This is a genomic window from Methylobacterium organophilum, from assembly GCF_022179465.1.
In the GTDB taxonomy this organism is placed as follows: Bacteria; Pseudomonadota; Alphaproteobacteria; order Rhizobiales; family Beijerinckiaceae; genus Methylobacterium; species Methylobacterium organophilum.
On record NZ_BPQV01000014.1, the window covers coordinates 86,549 to 101,906 of the forward strand.

Below are 15,358 nucleotides of genomic sequence, written 5' to 3' on the forward strand. Positions count from 1 at the left end.
CGTCCCCTCGCCGGCGGGACGGCTCGTGCGCGGCCCCCGCCTGATGTAGAGGGGCGGGATGGCGCTCCATCTGCTCAAGCTCTGCGTCGGCCCCGGCTCGATCGAGGAGCTGGAGGCGCGCATCGTCCGCCATCGCGAGGAGGCCCTGCGCAGCGGGCAGGATCCGGCCCCCTTCCACACCACCCGGATGATCCCCAAGCGGGCGGGCGCGATTGCCGGCAAGGGCTCGATCTACTGGGTGATCAAGGGCACCCTGCTGTGCCGGCAGGCCATCACCCGGATCGACCCCTTCACCGGAACCGACGGGATCGGCCGCTGCCGGCTGGTGCTCGACCCCCATGTGGTGCCGGTCTCGCCACGGCCCTGCCGGCCCTTTCAGGGCTGGCGCTATCTGGAACCGCGCGACGCCCCCACCGACCTCGATGCCCGCACCTCGGGCGACCTCGCCGAGATGCCGGAATCGCTGCGTCGGGAACTCGCCGCGATGGGGTTGATCTGAGCCGGCCGCACGTTCAACCGATCGGGGCCATCGAGCCGGCGGCGTGCGTGGCCCGCGCTTCCAGCAGCCAGCAGGCCGCATCGAAGCGCACCGCCTCCCCGTGCAGGTACGGATCGAAGGCAGCCCGGACCCGCCGCACGATCTCCGCGCGGCGCGGCGCATCCACATCCGGCAGGATCCGGCCGAGCGGGCCCAGGCGCGTGACGTACTCGGCGAGATCCCGTTCGGGCATCGTGCAGGGAACGTCGATGGGTCGGATCACGACATCGCCCCATCCGCTCGCCCCCAGGATGTACCGCACCCTGTCCGCGTCCGCGAAGGCGAACTGGCCCGGCCCATCCGGCCGGCGCGGCGGAAGCTCGGGAAGGAGCGGGGCGGCCGCCCGCTCGGCCGTCGTCATGAAGGGATTCTGCTCCGCGCTCCGCCAGAAGACGGCGCGCAGCCGCGCATCCTCCTGCGCGGCGGCCCTGAGATTGGTGAAGGCGCGGACGGGATCGGCGAAGAACATGATTCCGAAGCGCGAGATGACGGTCCCGAAGCTCTTCGGCACGAAGACGTAGCGCTCGGCATCGGCGCAGACGAACCGCACCCTCTCGCCCAGCGAAGCGGACAGGGCACGGGCGGCCTCGATCATCGGCACGGACAGATCGATGCCGGTGACCGGGATCATCGGGCTCGTGGCGCCCGCGGCAGCGCGCGTGGTGCTCCCGGTCCCGCAGCCGACATCCAGCACCGGGCGGTCGGGCGAGGCCGCGACGGCCTCGCAGAGCAGATCCTCGAAGGGCCTGAACAGGTCGTCGAGCAGGGTCTGCGCCTGGACCCAGGCATGGCCGGCGCGGCCGTTCCAGACGCCGGCCTGGTCCTCTTCCACAGCGTGTTGCGTGGTCGTCATCGCTACCTTCCGTTTGCGCGTGAAACGAAGAAGCGTCACCGTGCCACTTCAAGTCGACTTGAGGTCAAGGGAGTATGCTGCTCGACATTTCGGAGGTCGCCCGCCGCTCCGGCGTGCCCGCCTCGACGCTGCGCTACTACGAAGAGAGGGGGCTCATCGTCTCGGTCGGCCGACGCGGACTTCGGCGCCTGTTCGAGGCCCAGGTCCTGCAGAGCGTGGCCCTGATCGCCCTTGGCCGATCCGCCGGCTTCTCCCTCGACGAGATCGCCCGGATGTTCGCGCCGGACGGAAGCCCTCGGATCGACCGGGCGCTTCTCGCCGCCAAGGCGAGCGAACTGGACGACACCATCCGAAAACTCACGGCCCTGCGCGACGGGCTGATCCACGCGGCCGCCTGCGGCGCGCCGAGCCATATGGAATGCCCGACCTTCCGCCGGATCCTGGGCGCCGCCGCAGCCCGCAGGGCGGGACGGCCCGGGCGAAGGAAGGCGCTCTCCTGCGTCCCGGCATAGCCCTTCTTCGACGCCTCGCTTGCCCGAGGCGGGAGGGGCCGCATCGACCCAAAAAAGGCCGGGACCCGTTCGGGGTCCCGGCCTTCCGATCTCCAGGATCTTAAGGGATCAGATCCCCTCGAACCGGCCGCTGGCATGGGCCAGCAGGGTGTAGACCTTGCCTGTCTCGGAGGTGAGATAGGCGTCGGCCCGGCGGGTGTCGGTGTCGTTGCGGGTCACCTCGCCGAGCAGGCGCTCGAACTCGCCCACGTAGCGGTCGACGGTGCGGGCGAACTCCGCATCGGTCCGGTAGCGTCGCTCCACCTCGACGAAGGTCTGCCGGCCGGGGCCCGTATAGAGCTTCACGTCGAGCAGGTTCGGATCGTTCCGGCGGTAGCGCTGCCAGAACTCGACCGCGGCCTGATGGTCGATCATCCGGGCGATGTCCGTGGAGATCGCGTCGAGGGTGATGCGGTTGGCCGGCGCGGGGGCCGCCTGAGCCGGAGCCGCCTCCTCGCCGTCCTCGTCGATCGAGGCGCGGGTCAGCAGGTCGGAGAGCCAGCCGCGATTGTCGCGACCGGACTTCGCCCCCTGGGCGGGGCGCGCCGCCGCCTGGGCTGCGGCGGCCGGGCGGGCGGACGCGGCCGGGGGCGCCGACGGGGCCGAAGCAGGACGGCTCTGCGCCGGAGCGGGCGTAGCCGCAGCGAGCGCCGCCGGGGCAGGGGCGGGCGCCGCGGCCCGCCCCCCCTCGGCGACCCGGCGCTGCTCGACCGGCTGGGCGACGTCGACGGCCCGGTTCGAGCGCGAGACCAGCGCCGAGAGCTGGTTGAGCGCCTCGATCTGTTCGGAGACGACGCGACGCATCTCGCCGGCCGCATCCTGCGTCTCGCGGGGGATCTCCAGCACGCCGCGCTGCAGCTCGCCGCGGGTCGCCTCCAGCTCCTGACGGATCTGGGCGGCCATGGCGCCGACCTGGGCGATGGTGGCGCCGAGATTCTGCGAGGCGGTGCCGAACACGTCGCGCATCTGCGCCGCGGCGGCTTCGATCGCCGTGCGCACCGACGCGACGGCACGCTCGCTCTCCGCGTCGGCACCGCTGCGCAGGCGGTCGAACTCGGCGGTGACGCTCGATCCGGCCGCCTGGGCGGTCCGGGTCATGCTCTCGCCGACCTCCTTCGCCCGCGCTTCGGCGGCACGCAGCGTCTGCTCGATGCGCTCGCCGAAGCGGGCGGCCTCCGCCTCCAGGCTGCGGGAGCGCTGCTCCAGCCCGGCCAGCACGGCCTCGACCTCCTGGCGGCGACCGTCGAGGGACGCGGCGAGGCGGCTCTCGATGCTCTCCAGCGAGCCCGCGGCGCCCGTGAGGGTGGCGGCATGCGCCTTGGCCTGCTCGCCGAGGCTGCGCCCGCTCCGGCCGAGGGAGGCCGAGAGGGCATTGGCTTCCTTGAGGGCCCCCTCGGCCGCCTGGCGCAGAGCCTCGACCTCGCTCCGCACCCCGGCGCTGGCGCGCTCGGTCTCGGCCGCGACGGTGCCGAGGGCCGACTGGATCTGCTCGATGCGGGCAGCCAATCCGTTCTCGATCGCACCGAGATTGCCGGCGGTCCCGGCGACGAGGTCGGTGAGCGCGGCATTGGCCGCCTCGACCCGCGCCAGCACCGCGCCGAGATCGTCGCGCAGGCCGTCATTCGCCCGGGCGAGGGCGGCGAGCGTCCGCGCGGCCCCGTCGTCGATGGCCGTGCGCAGGGCGTTGGCGGAGGCCTCGGTCCGGGCCACCAGCTCCTCGGTGCGCTGGCGCAGGGTCTCGACCAGGGGCGTGCCCTGATCGGCGAAGGCCCGCTCGATCGCCTCGCCCCGCTCGGCCAGCGCCGCGACCAGCGCCGCGGCAGGCCCGTCGACGGTCTCGCGCAGGCGCTCGGTCTGTCGGCCGAAGGCCGCCACGAGGGCCGTCCCGCGACCGTCGATCATCTCGGCCAGAGATCCGGTGCCCCCCTCGATCGCGTGAGCGATCCGCTCGGCGCTCTGGGTGAGGCGCTGGGCGAGCTGGGTGCCGCGGGCATCGATCATGCCGGCGAGGCTGTCGGTGCGGCCCGCGAGCTCGGTGGTGAGGGCAGTGCTGCGGCTCTCCAGCAGACCGGCGACATCCGAGCGATGCGTGTCGAGAAGCCGGGTGAGCGACTCCGTGCCCGAGGCGAGGGCCTCGGAGAGCGTGCCGCCGCGGCTTTCCAGCAGCGCGCCGATGGCGGCGTTGCGCTCGTCCAGCAGCTTCTGCAGCACCTCGGAATGCGCCTCCGTCAGAGCCGCCTGCCGGTTCACGCGCTCGTCCATCGCCGCGATCAGGGCGGCGGTGCGCTGATCCACCAGGGCGGTATAGGCCTCCTGGCGATCGTCGAAAGCCTCCGCCAGGGCGTCGGCCCGCGAGGCGACGATGGAGGCGAAGCTGCGCAGGCGGCTGTCGATGCGGGTGGTGAAGGCCTCGCTGCGGGAATCCACGGCCTGGGTCAGGTTGGTGCCCTGCGCCTCGATCAGCTTGGCGAAGGCGGCGCCGCGCTCCGTGACGAGGCCGTCGAGGCTCGCCATCCGCTCGTCGAACAGCTGGGCGAGGGCCCGAGCCTGTGCGTCGAGGCGGTGAGTGAGGGCCTCGGAGCGGTCCTCGACGAGGCCGTTCATCGTGGCCAGGATCTCGTCGAACAACCCGCGCAGCTCCTGCGCCCGGTCCGCGACAGCCCGGCTGACCTCGGTGCCGCGTCCCTCGACCACGCTGCCCAGGGCCGTCAGGCGCTCGTCGAACAGTTCCTCGAGGCGGCGCGTGCGGGCATCCACCGCCCCGGCCGCGAGGCCGAGCCCGGCCTCGATGCTGGCGACGAGGTCGCGGGTGCGGTCCTCGAAGGCGGCGCGGAACGGCTCGATCCGGCCGGCGAGGCTCTCGTCGAAGGCGCCGGCATGGCTCTCGAGCAGGGCGCGGATCTCGTTCGCGCGGCCCTCCACGATCTCATGCAGGCGTCCGCTCCCGTCGCCGAGGGCGCGGTCGATCTCCGCGGAGAGCGTGCGCAGGGCCGACAGCAGGCCCTCGCCACGCCGGTCGAACTCGCTGCCGAGGGACTGGCCGCCGCGCTCGAACACCTGCGCCAGCTCGGTGATGCGGCCGGACAGATCCAGGGAGACGGCACGGCCGCGCTCCTCGATCAGGCCGGACAGGGCCCCCGTGCGCTCGTCGAACACCTTGACGAGGCTGTCCGTCTGGGCGGCCAGCACCTCCTGGGCGCTTCCGCCGCGGGCCTCGATCAGGGCCACCAGCGCCTGAACCTGGCGGGAGAGCTCGGCATCGAGGGCGCGGGTCCGCGTCTCGATCAGATGCACCGTCTCGCCGGCCCGCGCCGCGAACGTCTCGTCGAGGGCGCGGCTGCGCTCGTCGAGGGCGGCACTGGCCGCCTCAAGGCGGGCGAGGACGCCGTTGTCGAAGCGCTGCGCGCCCGCATCCAGGCGACCGGCGAGATCGTGGCTGCGCGCCTCGATCTGCGCCCCGATCTCGGCGGCACGGGCGGCGATGGCCTCGCCGAGCAGGCGGCCGCGCTCGGCGATCGTCTCGGCCAGGGTCTTGGCCCGCTCGTCGAAGCCGGCGGAGAGCGTACGACTGCCGTCGTCGAGCACCCGGCCGATCTCGCCGGAGCGCGCGGCCAGCATCTCGTTCAGGGCGGCGGCGCGGGCCTCGATCTGCGCCTCGATCTCGGAGGCATGCCGGTGGAAGATCTCGCCGATCTCGGCAGACCGGTTCTTCGAACGCTCCTCGAGGGTGCCGAGATGGGTTTCGACCACCGCGCGGGCCTCGCGGGCCCGCTCGGCGATGGTCTCGGCGAGGGTCTTGCCGCGCTCGGAAATGACGCGGTCCATCTCCTCCAGGCGACCGGTCACGGATTCGCCGAAGGCCTGAGTGCCCACGGCGATCCGGTCGGCGAGGATGTCGCCGCGGGCGATGGTTTCCTGCAGGGCGGCGAGGCGGTTGGTGAGCACGTCGTCGATCGCCTTGGCCCGGTGCTCGGTCGTCTCGGCGAAGGCCGCGCCCGTCTGGCCGAGGGCATCGCTGACGCGGGACGCGTGGCTCGCCATGGCGAGCACGATCTCGCGGCCGGTGCCGGCGAGCTTCGTCTGGGCCTCGTCGGCCTGAGAGGCGATCATGGCCGTCAGCGTCAGGCCATGGGTGCCGAAGGCGCTCTCGACCTCGCCGATGCGCGCGGTGAGGTCGCCACTGGCCCCCTGGGCCGCACGGGCGACCGCGCCGCTCGCCTCCTCGGCACGGGCGGCGAGCTCCTCCGCCATCTGGCGGATCGTGCCGCGCAGGTTCTCCAGGGCCGCCTCGGTGCGCTGGCCGACATCGCCGGTCAGGCCCTCGGTGCTGCCGCGGAACTGGGCCAGGATCTCGCCGGTGCGCGCCTGCAGGGTGCCGAGGGCCTCCTCGGCGGCCATCCCCAGCGCCTGGGACAGTTCGGTGAAGCGGGTGCCGATCTCGGCGCCGCGGGCGGCGGCGGCGGCCTCGGAGGCCTGGGCGGCCTCGCGATACTGCTCGATCAGGGCACGGGTGCGGGCCTCGACGCCGCCCCCGGCCTGATCCGCCGCGCGGGCAACCGCCTCGGAGAGGCCGGTGAAGGTGGCGACGATCTCGGCCGTGCGCCGCTGCGCCGCCTCGCCCATGCCGGCGGAGGCCTGCTGCAGGCGGTCAGCCGCCTCGGCGGTGCGCGCGGCCAAAGCCTCGGCGGTCTCCGTCAGGCGACGCTCGAAGGCCTCCACGGCCTCCAGGCTGCGCGCCTCCAATTCGCCCGTGGCGCTCGCCGCCGAGCGGCGCAGGGCCTGAGCGGCCTCCGCCGTGCTGGCGCCCACGGCAATGGTGGTCTCCTCGACCTCGCGCCGGAGGACGGCGCTGGCCTCGGCGCTGCGGGCGCCGAGCTCGCCGGCCAGGGTCTGCACGGCGCTGCGCACCGCCTCGACCGCGCTCGCGGTGTTGCGCTCGAAGGTGGAGCCGAGCAGGTCCAGCGCCTGCTCGATGCCGGAGGCGGCGGCATCCGCGCGGGTGGTGACGAGCCGCGCCACGCGCTCGCCCGCCGCTTCCAGGTTGGTGCCGAGCTCGGCCCCCTGGACGGTGATGGTGTCGTGCAGGCGGTTCGCCGCCGCCTCGATCCGGCCGGTCAGCTCGGCGCCGCGCCCGTCCACCGTCTGGGTGACGCGGTCAGCGGACGCGAGGATATCGTCGCGCAGGGCGTTCGCCCGCTGCACGAAGGCCTCGGCCGCGCCCGTGGCTGCGGCGCTGAGGGCGGCCTCGGTCGCGCGGCCGCGGGCCTGGATCAGCTCGGACAGGTCGCTGCCGGCGGTCTCGATCTCCGCGCGGAGGGCCGCGCTGCGGGCGGCGATGCCCTCGGAGATGGCGAAGCCCGTGCCCTCGAACTGAATGCGCAGGGCGTCGCCCGTCTCGGCGAAGCGCGCCGTGATCTCCGCCCCGGTGGCGGAGAAGCGCTCGGCCAGGGCATGGCCGGTGGCGGAGAAGCGGTCGGTCAGCTCGCCGCCGCGGGACAGGAACAGGGCCTCGAGATCCCGGGCCGAGGTCTCGAAGGTGCCGCGCACACTCTCGCTCTGGCGGCTGAGAGCCTCGACCACGCCCTCGCCGGTCTCGGTGAGGGTGCGGGCCAGGGTCCCGGCGCTGTCGGACAGACGCGCGCCGACGCTGCCGCTCGACAGTTCGAAGGAGCGGGCGACCTCGGAGGCGCGCTCCTGCAGGGTGCGGGTCAGGCCGTCGCCGACCTCGACGAGGCTCTGGCGCACGCCGTCGCTGGTGACGGTGAGGCGCTGGACGAGGTCGTCGCCCCGCTCGGAGACGAGCCCGACCACCCGCTCGCCGGCCTCGCCCAGCGCAGCAGTGATCTGCTCGCCGCGCGCGCCCAGGGTGGCGGTGATGGCATCGCCCCGCTCGGACAGGGCCGCGGTGATCTCGGCGCCGCGGGCGTCGAGGCTGCCGGTGACCCGCTCGCCCGCGCTGGTGATGGCGGCGACGATCCGCTCGGCCGCCCCGTCGAGCTCCTGGCTCAGGTTCTCGTGCGAGCCGGCGATGGCGCCGCGCACCCGGTCGGCATTGGCGACGATGGATTCGCGCTGCGCGATCAGCTCGTCGACCAGGGAGCGGATGCGGATCTCGTTGTCGGAATAGGCGCGCTCCAGCGTGGCGATCTCGCCGCGCACGAGCGTCTCCAGCTCGCCGGCCCGGGCCAGCGCCCGCTCCACGCCGTCGCCGACCGCGGCCACCTCGCGGCGCACGGTCTGCGACATGGTGAGGACGGCATCCGTCGAGAAGCTCTCCGGCTCCGCGAGCCGGATCGCAACCTCGCCCACGGCGCGGGCGACGAGTCGCATCTCCTGGGCGCGCACGGCCAGCATCGCGGTGATGAGGAAGAGCACGATCGGCCCGGCGAGGGCCGCGGCGGCCACCGCCGCCTGCAGGGCGGTCAGGCCCAGCACAAAGCCCTTGAGGTCGCCCCCGGACTGCACCCAGGCCAGCGCGATCAGGCCGTTCAGCCAGAGGAACGAGGCGATGCCGGCGAAGACGTAGGGCTTGCGCGAGGGACGCACCCGCAGGGTCTGCTGCAGCAGACCGATATTCTGGCGGTCGTCGTTGGCCACGAGGGAGCGGTCGGGCGGCAACAGGCCGCCCTCGCGGCGGTTGCGGCCGCGCTCGGGCCGCGCCTCGGCCGGGGCGGCGTCGAGATCGAGGGCGGGGGGCGCCTTGCGGCCCGCCGGCTCGGTGAGGGGATCGCCGTCGCCGACATCGGGGAGCCGGGGCTCGACCCGGGCCTGCGTCTCGCCCGGAGTCGGAAGGTCCAGATTCAAAGCCTGTTCGATCGCGGAGAGGGCGGCCTCGGCCGGATCTTTCAGCTTCTTTTCCGTGGCCATGCACCGCCTCGTTACGCAAGGTTACGCAAGCCGCCTCACCGGGGGCGCGGCACCCCCGCAGAAGAGACGGATTTACCCGTTTACCAAGGAACTCTAGCCCTCCGGGCGAACTGCGGATACCCGAGCCGGCCGAAGCGCCCAAAAAACCTTAACGGAATGGTTACCAAGATGGCCGCCGGGGGAGGCGGACCGCGCTATCGTATGGTGCCGCAAGGCTTAAACGCTTGCCAACGGCGCTCGCGAGAGCTGTGGATTGCGGGCGGGGCCCCCCGCTCCGGAGCCCCCGGCCGCTTTGAGGGAACCCAGACCGCCGTGACCGACGCGCTGATCGACCGCGCCCATCTCGACGCCCAGACCTTCGGGGATACTGCTCTCGCTGCGGAGCTGCTCGGGCTCTTCTCGGACCAATGCACCAGCCTGATGCCGGCGCTGCGCGACGCGGACAGGCCGGGGCCGGAGCGGGCCGACCTCGCCCATACCCTCAAGGGCTCGGCCCTCGGGGTCGGCGCCACGCGGGTCGCGGCGCTCGCCAGCGCCCTCGAAGCCCGCCTGCGGACGGGCGGGGAGGCGGCGCCGGAAACGATCGCGCGCCTGACCGAGGCGGTGGACGCCACCCTCGCCGAAATCGGTGACCCGTCGCCGCGGCGTTGATCAGGAGCGGGCGCCGAAGGCCGTGGCGAAATCCCTGGCGCCCTCCGGGCTGAGGGGCCGACGCCTGCGGCCGATCCGACCATCCGCGGCGGAACCGCGCTGCGGCGCGCAATCGCGCTTGCAATCCGCGCCCCGCCCCGCCAAGGCAAGGTCCGTGCGGCGCGTGTGGCACGCACGAACAGGAGCCGGAGCAGGGCATGCCCAAGATCACCTTCGTCGACAGCGCCGGAACGGCCCGGACGGTCGACGGCGCGGTCGGTTCGACCGTGATGGAGACAGCCTTGCGCAACAACGTCCCCGGCATCGACGCCGAATGCGGCGGCGCCTGCGCCTGCGCCACCTGCCACGTCTATGTCGACGAGGCCTGGACCGAGGCGGTCGGGCCGGCCGAGCCGATGGAGCAAGACATGCTCGACTTCGCCACGGACGTGCGCGCCAATTCTCGCCTGTCCTGCCAGATCCGGGTGACCGACGCCCTCGACGGCCTCACGGTGACGACGCCCGCCCGCCAGGGCTGATCCGGCCGATCAGCGCACCAGGGCGCGCATCGCCCGGTCGAGTCCCTCCAGGGTCAGGGGAAACATCCGGCCGCCGAGGATGCGCTGCACCATGCCGATGGACTGGGTGTAGCCCCAGTGCGCCTCAGGCACCGGGTTCAGCCAGGCGGCCTTCGGGAAATGATCGAGGAGGCGGGCGAGCCAGACCTCGCCCGCCTCCTCATTCCAATGCTCGACCGAGCCGCCCGGCATCATGATCTCGTAGGGGCTCATCGAAGCGTCCCCCACGAACACCACCCGGTAATCCGGCGGATAGGTGCGGATCACGTCGAGGAGCGGCGTCGCCTCATCGTGTCGGCGCCGGTTCTGCGTCCACACGGCCTCGTAGGGGCAGTTGTGGAAGTAGAAATGGGCGAAATGCTTGAACTCGCTGCGGGCGGCGGAGAACAGCTCCTCGGCCTGCTCGATATGCCAGTCCATCGAGCCGCCGACATCGAGGAAGAGCAGCACCTTCACGGCGTTGCGCCGCTCCGGCCGCAGCTTCACGTCGAGATAGCCCTGCCGCGCGGTCTCGCGGATGGTGCCGTCGAGGTCGAGTTCCTCGGCCGCGCCCGTGCGGGCGAAGCGGCGCAGGCGGCGGAGCGCGACGCGCATGTTGCGCGTCCCGAGTTCCACCGTGTCGTCGAGGTCCTTGAATTCGCGCCGGTCCCAGACCTTCACCGCCCGGAAGTTGCGGTTGCCGTCCTGGCCGATGCGGATGCCCTCGGGGTTGTAGCCGTAGGCGCCGAAGGGGGAGGTGCCACCGGTGCCGATCCATTTCGAGCCGCCCTGATGGCGCTCCTTCTGCTCGGCGAGGCGCTGCTTCAGGGTCTCGAACAGCTTGTCCCAGCCCAGCGCCTTCAGCTCCGCCTTCTCCGCCTCGGTGAGGTATTTCTCCGCGAGCCGGCGCAGCCATTCCTCGGGGATCGCCGCCGGCTCCATCGCCTCGCCGACGGTCTCGAGTCCCTTGAAGACGCTGCCGAAGACCCGGTCGAACCGGTCGAGATTGCGCTCGTCCTTCACCAGCACGGCCCGGGCGAGGAAATAGAACTCCTCGACGCGCTTGGCCGGCAGGTCGCGCTCAAGGCCCTCCAGCAGCGCCAGGTATTCGCGCAGGGTGACGGGCACCCGGGCCTCGCGCAGGGCCGTGAAGAACTGCAGCAGCATGGCCGGACAACGCCCGAGCGGGGCGTCCGGGTCAAGGCTGAGATGGTGAGACGATTCGGAACAAAACGTGAGCGGTTGCGTGAACTTCGTTCACGATTCCTCAACCGCCTGCCGCAATGCGGTAACGCCCTGTGGAAAGCTCACGAATCCGGTGGATATCCCAGGCCTGAGTCTTTGCACAGTAAGAGGGGGCGTCATCAAGTTTTCAAACGGGCGGTTTCACAAGGATAGCGCCTGCCGAGATTTATCGATCGGAATCGGCCGATGGACGTCAACTTGCGCTCGCTCAGCGACTTCAAACGGTTTCTCCGGACGCCGGGCGCGACGATTCAGATCGTGCATAACACGCTGATCGAGCGGCAATCCGAGGAGATGCAGGCGGCCTACCGCCGCAAGGGCATGTACGAGCCGCGGACCGTGCACGCCCTCTCAAAGAAGGCGGCCGTCTTCGCCGTACGCGGCCACGACACCAATGTCTGGCTCTACTGGGACAAGGGCACCCGTAAGTGGCGCTTCTCCGGCGACACCGTGGCCGTGCCGCTCCACGCCGCCCTCGGGCCCGCCGACGAGGTGGTCTATCGCTGCAGCCTGAACGAGGCGCTGCCCGAGCCGGCGACCGTGCCGTCGAGCGTCGCGTCCCGCGGCAAGCCGGGGGCGGCCGCCGCCAAGCGCCTGCGCGAGGCCCGCCGCACCGGCGCCCCGGATTCCGAGCCGCCGAGCTTCGAGCAGCTGGAGCCGTCCTTCGGTCCCTCCTACCGGCGGGACTGAGACCGCCTCAAGCCGCCTCGGTCGGCGTCTCCGCCTTCGCCTCCCGCGGCTCCAGCGTCTTGCCGACGGTGCGCCGTGCCCGGAACACCGGCCGCGACTCGGATTCCTTGCGCTTGAGCATCGAGCGGAACTCGTCGCGCCGCTCGTGGATCGAGGCGATGACGAGACCCATCGGCACGCCGACATCGACCAGCACCGCCTCCGAGAGCTGGAGCGAAGCCTCGATCGTCTCCGGCACCGCGTCGTCGACCCCCATCTCGTAGAGCTGGGTCGCGTGCTTGGCGTCGCGGGCCCGGGCGACGATGGTGAGGTCCGGCCGCTCGGCGCGGGCCGCCTGCACCACGGCCTCGACGGCATAGGCGTTGTCGAGGGTCACCACGAGGGCGCGGGCGGTGGCGATGTCGCAGCGGCGCAGCATCTCCGGATTGGCGGAATCCCCGAAATAGACCGGATTGCCGAGGCGCCGGTGCTCCGAGACCCGGGCCGGGTCGGCATCGACGGCGATGTAGGGGATGTCGTGGCGCTTCAGCATGTCGCCGACGAGGCGGCCGACGCGGCCATAGCCCGCCACGATCACCCGGTTCTGCTGCTTGTCCGGCGGCGGCTCGGCCCGGGCGCGGCCGAGCTGCTCCTTCGAGACGCGCTTGCCGATCCGCCGGCCCGCCGCGGCGAGCGCGGGGATCGCGATCATGCTGACCGTCGTGACGATCAGGGCGGCCTGGCCGACATTCTCCGGCACGAGGCCCCCGACCATGGCGCCGCCGATGAGCACGAAGGCGAATTCGCCTCCCGGCCCGAGCAGGAGCGCGGCCTCCAGAGCCACCGGCCGGGCAATGCCCATCAGCGGGGCGGCGAGCACGATCACCCCGCCCTTGATGACGAGGAGCGCGAGCGACAGCCCGAGAATGGCACCCGGGGCGGCGAGGAGTTGGGCGGGATCGAGATTCATGCCCACCGACACGAAGAACACACCCAGCAGCAAGCCCTTGAACGGGTCGATCGTCGCCTCGATCGCCCGGCGATACTCGGTCTCGGCGAGCAGCAGGCCGGCGACGAAGGCGCCGAGCGTCATCGACATGCCGCTCGCGGCCGCGGTCAGCGCCGTGCCGACGATGACGAGCAGGCAGGCCGCCATGAACAATTCGGGGCTCTTGGTGCGCGCCACGAGCTGGAACAGCGGGCGCAGCGCCAGGCGCCCCCCCACCACGATCACGCCGAGGGCGACGATCGCCTGGAGCAGGGCGAGCGCCATGGCCGCCCCGACATTGCCGCCCCCATTGTTGCCGAGCACCGCGATGGCGAACAGCACGGGGGCGACCGCGAGGTCTTGGAACAGCAGCACCGCGAAGCTGGTGCGGCCGGCGGGAGTGTTGAGCCGGCGCTGCTCGGCCAGCACCGGCAGCACCACCGCCGTCGAGGAGAGCGCGAGGGCGATGCCGACGATGATCGCCCCGGCGAGCGGGCTGCCGAGCAGGGCGAGCAGGAGGCCAAGCAGGACCGCCGAGACGCCGACCTGGATCGCGCCGAAGCCGAAGACGAGCCGGCGCATCATGCGCAGGCGCTCCCAGGACAGCTCGATCCCGATCATGAACATCAGGAAGATCACGCCGAACTCAGCGAGATGCGAAATCTCCGCCCGGTTGCCGATGGTGAAGTGCGACAGCCAGGGATGGCCGAGGGCGAGCTTGCCGAGGCCGAAGGGCCCGAGCAGGGCGCCCGCCCCGATGAAGCCGAGGACGGGGCTGATCCGCAGGCGGTGGAACAGCGGCACGATCACGCCCGCGGTCACCAGGAAGATGATCGCTTCCCTGTAGGAGCCGAGATGGGCGCCGGCTTCGGCTGCGACCTGCGCGCCGGCCACGGGTGTTTCGGTCATCGCCTGCGGGTGTCGCCTTCCGGATGGTCGGGGCCGGGCACGCCAAGGCCCGCCCCATCATGGCGAGCCAACCCGCGGCACGGCAACCGAATTTCCGCGTCTTCCGCCAGCCATGGGGAAATTTCCATCGCTAAGGCCGCGCTTCATCCGAGGCCGGCGCCGCGATGTGTCCTGCCGCACGAGGTGGACGCATCCTGTGCGGGAAATGTCGCCGTCCACCGCCTCGTGTCCGCGAAGCGCTCGACGGCACAACTTCGGCACAATACCCGCATAAGGGCAGACCTTACGGAAGTGTTAAGACGCGCCGCCCGCGGCCGAAGCCCCGAGTGATCCATGCGGAAAGTGCCCCCCAACCGGGACGTCCAGCGCGAGGCGCGCGAATGGGCGCTCGACCAGCATCGCTGGAAACACCAGCGCGACGTCGAGCGCGGCTACCGCATCAAGTGGGGCTATGTTGCGATCGCCTATCTCGTCGAGTTCATGGTGATCGGGGCCTCGCTCGCCGGCGCCTGGCTGTTCGCGGGCTATTACAGCGACGGGGACGACCGCAGCTTCTACTTCATGCTGCTGGCGCCCCTGGTCTACGCGGCGGTGGAGCTCTGCCGCGTGCCCCTCGGCATCCTGGCGCGCACCCAGCGCTCCTGGTTCGTGAAGGGGCTCGCCATCATCGGCATCGTGTTCGCCGCGGGCGTGACCACCAAGTCCGTTTCCCAGCTCGGCGAAATGATGTTCCATCCCCGCCTGATGGAAGCGGCCAAGGCCAAGACCGCCCTGAAGGACGCCCAGGCCGACCGCGACAGCCTCGACACCCGCATCGCCGCCGCCAATGCCCGCGTCGAGCAATACACCGCCGAGCTGGAGCAGATCGAGAAGCGGGCCGGCGAGAACGCCGCCCAGCTCGCCGGCCTGCCGGCCCAGCGCTGCGAGCGCGTCTACGGCACCAACAGCCGGGGCATGCGCTACTCGAACCTGAAATGCGTCACCGATCCGCGCACCGCGACCCTCAACGCGGCGGTGGCCAAGGCCGGCAGCGACCGGGCCGGCGTGACCAAGGATCTGGAAGAGGCCCGCAAGGCCCGCGCCCAGCTCGACCGCGGCGCCGCCGACCGCAAGGTAGCCGATGCCGAGCAGGCCTACCGCAACGCGGTCAACCGCTCGCAGCTCCACTCCTTCACCGCCATGGTCTACGGCGTCGATCCGATCGACGTGACCGACAGCCAGGTCCACGCCTTCCTGCGCATCTTCGTGTTCGTGCCCGCGCTCTGCGCCGCCTTCGCCTCCACCATCCTGGCGCTTTCGGCGGTCTCGGTGCGCAAGACGTTCATGGACGAAGACGACCTCGGCGCGGTGGTCGACCCGGAGGCCGCGCCGCACCTGATCGCCTCCCTGACCGAATCCCTGCGGCAGGATCTGGGCCTCGCTCCGGCGAGACCGCGGGAGGACAGCCACCGAGAGGCCGCCTCCGGCGCCGTGATCCCCCTCGACCGGCGGCAGGGGCCACCGGCCCAGTCGAACATTCCCGGCGCCGCCCCGGCGAGCGCCGGGGCATGA

Annotated in this window: 10 protein-coding genes; 6 read left to right on the top strand and 4 right to left on the bottom strand. The window is 72.0% G+C overall.

From position 1 onward, the window contains the following. Positions 1-58 precede the first annotated feature (58 nt). Positions 59-499, top strand: a complete 441-nt coding sequence (locus MFF21_RS20520) for a DUF1489 family protein (protein ID WP_238313500.1) — start codon at positions 59-61, stop codon at positions 497-499. A 13-nt stretch (positions 500-512) separates the two neighbouring features. On the opposite strand, the gene MFF21_RS20525 is transcribed toward MFF21_RS20520, so the two are convergent. After that, positions 513-1,391 (bottom strand): class I SAM-dependent methyltransferase, encoded by an 879-nt coding sequence (locus MFF21_RS20525; protein ID WP_238313502.1) that lies wholly within the window; start codon positions 1,389-1,391, stop codon positions 513-515. 74 nt (positions 1,392-1,465) lie between these two features. On the opposite strand from MFF21_RS20525, the gene MFF21_RS20530 reads away from it, so the two are divergent. After that, complete coding sequence (locus MFF21_RS20530) at positions 1,466-1,903, top strand: helix-turn-helix domain-containing protein (protein WP_238313504.1); 438 nt, start codon at positions 1,466-1,468, stop codon at positions 1,901-1,903. A 108-nt stretch (positions 1,904-2,011) separates the two neighbouring features. Here MFF21_RS20530 and MFF21_RS20535 read toward each other — a convergent pair whose 3' ends face one another. Continuing rightward, entirely contained in the window at positions 2,012-8,809 is a 6,798-nt protein-coding gene (locus tag MFF21_RS20535) for an apolipoprotein A-IV repeat region-like domain-containing protein (protein WP_238313506.1), read from the bottom strand. 312 nt (positions 8,810-9,121) lie between these two features. On the opposite strand from MFF21_RS20535, the gene MFF21_RS20540 reads away from it, so the two are divergent. Both MFF21_RS20540 and MFF21_RS20545 read left to right on the top strand, forming a co-directional pair. Continuing rightward, positions 9,122-9,460, top strand: a complete 339-nt coding sequence (locus MFF21_RS20540; RefSeq protein ID WP_238313508.1) for an Hpt domain-containing protein — start codon at positions 9,122-9,124, stop codon at positions 9,458-9,460. Positions 9,461-9,657: 197 nt separating this feature from the next. Beyond that, positions 9,658-9,978, top strand: a complete 321-nt coding sequence (locus MFF21_RS20545; protein WP_238313510.1) for a 2Fe-2S iron-sulfur cluster-binding protein — start codon at positions 9,658-9,660, stop codon at positions 9,976-9,978. Positions 9,979-9,987: 9 nt separating this feature from the next. Here the strand turns inward: MFF21_RS20545 and MFF21_RS20550 are convergent, their stop codons facing one another. Continuing rightward, positions 9,988-11,163 (bottom strand): vWA domain-containing protein, encoded by a 1,176-nt coding sequence (locus MFF21_RS20550; RefSeq protein WP_238313512.1) that lies wholly within the window; start codon positions 11,161-11,163, stop codon positions 9,988-9,990. A 264-nt stretch (positions 11,164-11,427) separates the two neighbouring features. Between MFF21_RS20550 and MFF21_RS20555 the strand changes: the two genes are divergently transcribed. Next, positions 11,428-11,931, top strand: coding sequence for a hypothetical protein (locus MFF21_RS20555; protein ID WP_238313514.1), 504 nt, complete (start codon positions 11,428-11,430; stop codon positions 11,929-11,931). Positions 11,932-11,938: 7 nt separating this feature from the next. Here the strand turns inward: MFF21_RS20555 and MFF21_RS20560 are convergent, their stop codons facing one another. Then, a complete protein-coding gene (locus MFF21_RS20560; protein WP_238313516.1) occupies positions 11,939-13,807 on the bottom strand; it encodes a cation:proton antiporter domain-containing protein in 1,869 nt (622 codons plus the stop codon). Between the two features lie 333 nt (positions 13,808-14,140). On the opposite strand from MFF21_RS20560, the gene MFF21_RS20565 reads away from it, so the two are divergent. Then, complete coding sequence (locus MFF21_RS20565) at positions 14,141-15,358, top strand: ATPase (protein WP_238313518.1); 1,218 nt, start codon at positions 14,141-14,143, stop codon at positions 15,356-15,358.

Bases quoted from the DNA above. Each gene is read 5' to 3' on its own strand.
- MFF21_RS20520 (WP_238313500.1), top strand. From the start codon at position 59: ATGGCGCTCCATCTGCTCAAGCTCTGCGTCGGCCCCGGCTCGATCGAG.
- MFF21_RS20525 (WP_238313502.1), bottom strand. From the start codon at position 1,391: ATGACGACCACGCAACACGCTGTGGAAGAGGACCAGGCCGGCGTCTGG.
- MFF21_RS20530 (WP_238313504.1), top strand. From the start codon at position 1,466: ATGCTGCTCGACATTTCGGAGGTCGCCCGCCGCTCCGGCGTGCCCGCC.
- MFF21_RS20535 (WP_238313506.1), bottom strand. From the start codon at position 8,809: ATGGCCACGGAAAAGAAGCTGAAAGATCCGGCCGAGGCCGCCCTCTCC.
- MFF21_RS20545 (WP_238313510.1), top strand. From the start codon at position 9,658: ATGCCCAAGATCACCTTCGTCGACAGCGCCGGAACGGCCCGGACGGTC.
- MFF21_RS20550 (WP_238313512.1), bottom strand. From the start codon at position 11,163: ATGCTGCTGCAGTTCTTCACGGCCCTGCGCGAGGCCCGGGTGCCCGTC.
- MFF21_RS20555 (WP_238313514.1), top strand. From the start codon at position 11,428: ATGGACGTCAACTTGCGCTCGCTCAGCGACTTCAAACGGTTTCTCCGG.
- MFF21_RS20560 (WP_238313516.1), bottom strand. From the start codon at position 13,807: ATGACCGAAACACCCGTGGCCGGCGCGCAGGTCGCAGCCGAAGCCGGC.
- MFF21_RS20565 (WP_238313518.1), top strand. From the start codon at position 14,141: ATGCGGAAAGTGCCCCCCAACCGGGACGTCCAGCGCGAGGCGCGCGAA.